This window comes from Geminicoccus sp. (assembly GCF_035556675.1).
Lineage (GTDB): Bacteria > Pseudomonadota > Alphaproteobacteria > Geminicoccales > Geminicoccaceae > Geminicoccus.
This window is the reverse complement of the sequence record NZ_DATMFZ010000216.1, coordinates 1-3,424: the sequence shown is the minus strand read 5'-3', so window position 1 is coordinate 3,424 and position 3,424 is coordinate 1. Positions and strand designations below refer to the sequence as shown.

General features: G+C 70.5%; 6 protein-coding genes. 1 reads left to right on the top strand and 5 read right to left on the bottom strand.

What is annotated here, in order from left to right; genetic code table 11:
* A partial coding sequence (gene msrA / locus VNS22_RS15245) for a peptide-methionine (S)-S-oxide reductase MsrA (protein ID WP_325733836.1) occupies positions 1-477 on the top strand: 477 nt, incomplete at its 5' end.
* On the opposite strand, the gene VNS22_RS15240 is transcribed toward msrA, so the two are convergent.
* The 5 genes from VNS22_RS15240 to VNS22_RS15220 form a co-directional block, all read right to left on the bottom strand.
* The gene (locus tag VNS22_RS15240; protein WP_325733834.1) at positions 474-965 is read right to left on the bottom strand and encodes a universal stress protein; all 492 of its coding nucleotides are present in this window, start codon (positions 963-965) and stop codon (positions 474-476) included. The genes msrA and VNS22_RS15240 overlap by 4 nt on opposite strands.
* 5 nt (positions 966-970) lie before the next feature.
* Positions 971-1,720: a TIGR02186 family protein gene (locus VNS22_RS15235; RefSeq protein WP_325733832.1), complete on the bottom strand. Its 750-nt coding sequence runs from the start codon at positions 1,718-1,720 to the stop codon at positions 971-973.
* Positions 1,717-2,049 carry a metalloregulator ArsR/SmtB family transcription factor gene (locus tag VNS22_RS15230; protein WP_325733831.1) on the bottom strand — a complete coding sequence of 111 codons (333 nt, stop codon included), beginning with the start codon at positions 2,047-2,049 and terminating at the stop codon, positions 1,717-1,719. The genes VNS22_RS15235 and VNS22_RS15230 overlap by 4 nt, the downstream gene beginning before the upstream one ends.
* Before the next feature lie 93 nt (positions 2,050-2,142).
* Positions 2,143-3,099, bottom strand: coding sequence for a YeeE/YedE thiosulfate transporter family protein (locus tag VNS22_RS15225; protein WP_325733829.1), 957 nt, complete (start codon positions 3,097-3,099; stop codon positions 2,143-2,145).
* Positions 3,100-3,119: 20 nt separating this feature from the next.
* Positions 3,120-3,424, bottom strand: a 305-nt coding sequence (locus tag VNS22_RS15220; RefSeq protein WP_325733827.1) for a polymer-forming cytoskeletal protein, incomplete at its 5' end; no start/stop codon positions are given.

Below are 3,424 nucleotides of genomic sequence, written 5' to 3'. Positions count from 1 at the left end.
TTCTGGGGCATGCAGGACCTGATCCGGCGCCAGGAAGGCATCATCCGCACCCGGGTCGGCTATACCGGCGGCGACGTGCCGAACGCCACCTACCGCAACCACGGCACCCATGCCGAGGCGATCGAGATCGTCTTCGACCCGCAGAAGACCAGCTTTCGCCGGATCCTGGAGTTCTTCTTCCAGATCCACGACCCGACCACCCGCAACCGCCAGGGCAACGATATCGGGCCGAGCTACCGCTCGGCGATCTTCTATGTCGACGCGGCGCAAAAGCAGACGGCCCTCGACACCATCGCCGATGTCGACGCGTCCGGGCTGTGGCCCGGCAAGGTCGTCACCGAGGTGAGCCCGGTGGGCGACTTCTGGGAGGCGGAGCCGGAGCACCAGGACTATCTGGAGCGCTACCCCAGCGGCTACACCTGCCACTTCATCCGCCCGAACTGGCTGTTGCCACACAAGGCCGGTGCTGCCGCCTAGGTGACCTGGTCGATCTCCTCGGGTGTGAGGTCGCCTGGCACCAGGGTCACCGGAATGCGGATGCTGCTGCCCAGGTGCGACATCAGATAGGTGACGATCGGGCCAGGTGAGCTGCCCTTGGCGGTGCCCAGCACCAGCAGCGAGATAGTCTTGTCCTCCTGAAGCAGCTTGACCACCTCCTCACGCCGGTCGCCCTCGCGCAGATGAAGGATCGGCATCTTGCCGGTCATCCGGTAAGCCTCCTCGGCCATCCGGTGCAGCAGGGTCTCGGCATCCCGGCGCTGGTCGTCCTCGATGACCTGGCCCACGCCCAGCCAGTTGCCGAGGTCGGCGGGCTCGACCACGGCCAGAAGTGCCACCCGACCGCCCGAGTGCTGGGCGCGGCGCCCGGCAAAGCGCAGGGCGTTGCTCATCTCCTCGGTTTCGTCGGCCACCACCAGGAAGACCCGCTCCAGCAGGCGGTCGGGCGCGTCGGCTTCTTCGGCCATGGGGCTCAACTCCTTCGGAACGCGATGTTGGCGAGCCAGCCGGCAGTGATCGCCAGCACGAGCGTGGCAAGCCCGTACCACATGCCGTGGCGCTGCGCGAAGTCGGTGAGGTCCGCCTCCAGCCCCACCTTGGAGACGGTGAGGATGCTGGCCTGCGCTTCCACGACCTGGTTGGCGACCACGCGCAGCACCTGAACCTGGTAGGGACCCGACGCGACATTGGCGGGGAAGGCCAGGGTGGTGCGGAACAGCCGGTCGCCCAGCATCGACACCTCGCCCGTGGCGATCGGGTAGAGGCCGTTGCGCTGCTGCAGGGTGATCAGGGCCTCGCGGAAGCGCGTGATCCGGTGCGGGTCGAAGGCGGCCACCGGGCTCAGGCGCAATGCTGCCACTCCCATCTCGTGGCGCGCGCGCAAGGGCGGCGTGGTGAAGCTATCGATCGGCCGGGTCGCCGCCACCGCATAGAAGCTCGGCACGCCGGTAAACGTCATCTCGTCGCCCGGCAGCCAGACCCCGGCCATGCGTTCGCGCTGCCGGACGGTCCGGTTGGTGCGCGGGCCGGTCACCAGCACCACGACATCGCCGCCGGTCTCCTCGAGCGCTCCGAACAGGAGCACGTCGCTGCCGGTGAACGCGGTGGTGATGGCGATCAGGTGATGCGACAGGTCGGCGACCAGCCCGGCCGCCCGGGCAGCCAGGCCACCGGCCAGCAGGACCAGGGCGACCAGGATGCCGGCACGGGCACCTCGGCTCACTGGTCGCTCCGGCCGCCTTGCGGCACGTCCGGCCCCGTTCCGGCGAACAGCCGGCCCAGCGTCACGATCAGCTCCCGGGCCTCGCTGGAGGCCAGAGAATACCAGACGGTCTGGGCATCGCGGCGGGCGCGGACCACGTTCTCCCGGCGCAGCCGGGCGAGGTGCTGGGAGATTGCCGACTGGCTGAGCCCGGTCTGGCGGGCCAGTTCCCCTACCGAGCGTTCCCTGGCGGAAATGCGGCACAGGATAGTCAGCCGGTGCTCGTTGGCCATTGCCCTGAGCAGTCGGGTGGCATGCTCCGCCCGCTCGGCCAAGAGCACCGTCTGCATCGTTCACCTCCCCCGGTTCCGGCCAGCAGGCTCAGGCGCCCGCGCTTTCAAGCGCTGGGTGGCCCCAGCTCTGAGATTGCTGCGCAAGCCGGACTATCGGCTGAAGAACGAACGACCTTCCAGAACGCGCAGGGTCTGCCGGCATCCGACCGCAAGGGCGACAGTGCCGAGAATTGCGGCCGGTAGCAACGCAGCTGATCCGGAGACGGCCAGGCCGAAGCTGCAGACACCGGCGAGCCCGCCGCCCAGGCCCATGAGCAGGCCGCCCAGGAGGTGTCGCTGGAGGTCACCCGCATCGGCGAACCCCTCGAAGCGGTGGCTGCGCCGCACCAGGCCCAGCAGCGCAGCACCGGCGAGCGTGCCCAGCACGAGCAGGGCACCGGCATGGGCGCCGGGCCCTGACGACCAGCGGGCGAGCAGTTCCCCCAGAGGCAGGATGAAGGACGGCATCGGCGGAAGGGGTCCGGCCACCACCAGGAGATGCCAGAGCGGGACCGTCAGGCCGAGCAGAGCTCCGGCCGCGATGTCGGCCCGGGCCCGGCCCCGCTCGCGCGCCGGCAGCAGCACCCAGGCGGCTAGTGCCAGGGCCGCCAGTGCCGCTGCGGGCGCCAGCAGGTCTGGAGGCAGCGCCAGCACCATCGCCGGCCGGCGCAGCCAGGCGGCCGGGGTGGCGAGGATGCCGCCGGTGACGGCCAGGGCCATCAGGGCGGCCACGAGCAGGGTGAGCCCCGCCTTGGCGCTGCCCAGGCCCGCGCGCACCAGGTTGCGGGTGATGCAGCCGCCGGCCAGCGTCATGCCGGCGCCGAACGCGAGCGGCCCCAGCAGTGCCGCCAGCCATGGCAGCTCGCTCTGCCCTGCGCCGAACACCGGCCAGCCGAAAAAGGCGAGCAGGGCAGTGCCGGCCAGCGCCACTGCGAGTGCCGCCGCGATGCCGCGCAGCCGCCTGGTGCTGCCGAACAGGAAAAAGTCCGACAGCGCGCCCATGGTGCAGAAATGGGACCGCGCCGCGATCGCGCCGAACAGCAGGCCGATCAGGAGCGGTGCGATCATCGCGAAGAGGGCGGGGATGGTCAGGCGTCGTGCTCGCGCGCTGCCAGCGGGTCGGTCAGGACATCGCTGCCGGACAGGCGCCGGATGGCACCCTCCAGATAGGCGCCCTCGTCGATCTGCAGCACGTCGTGATGGATGTCGGCGAACACCCGGCAGCCGCGGATCAGATGGACCCGCCGCGCATGCACGCTGCCGCGCACCAGGCCGTGCAGCACGACCTCGTCGGCCTCGATCCGGCCGTTGATCTCGCCGTCGCGCCCGAGCGTCACCATGCGCGCCTCGACCCCGCCCTGGATCCGGCCGTCGATCAGGAGATGGCCGTCGG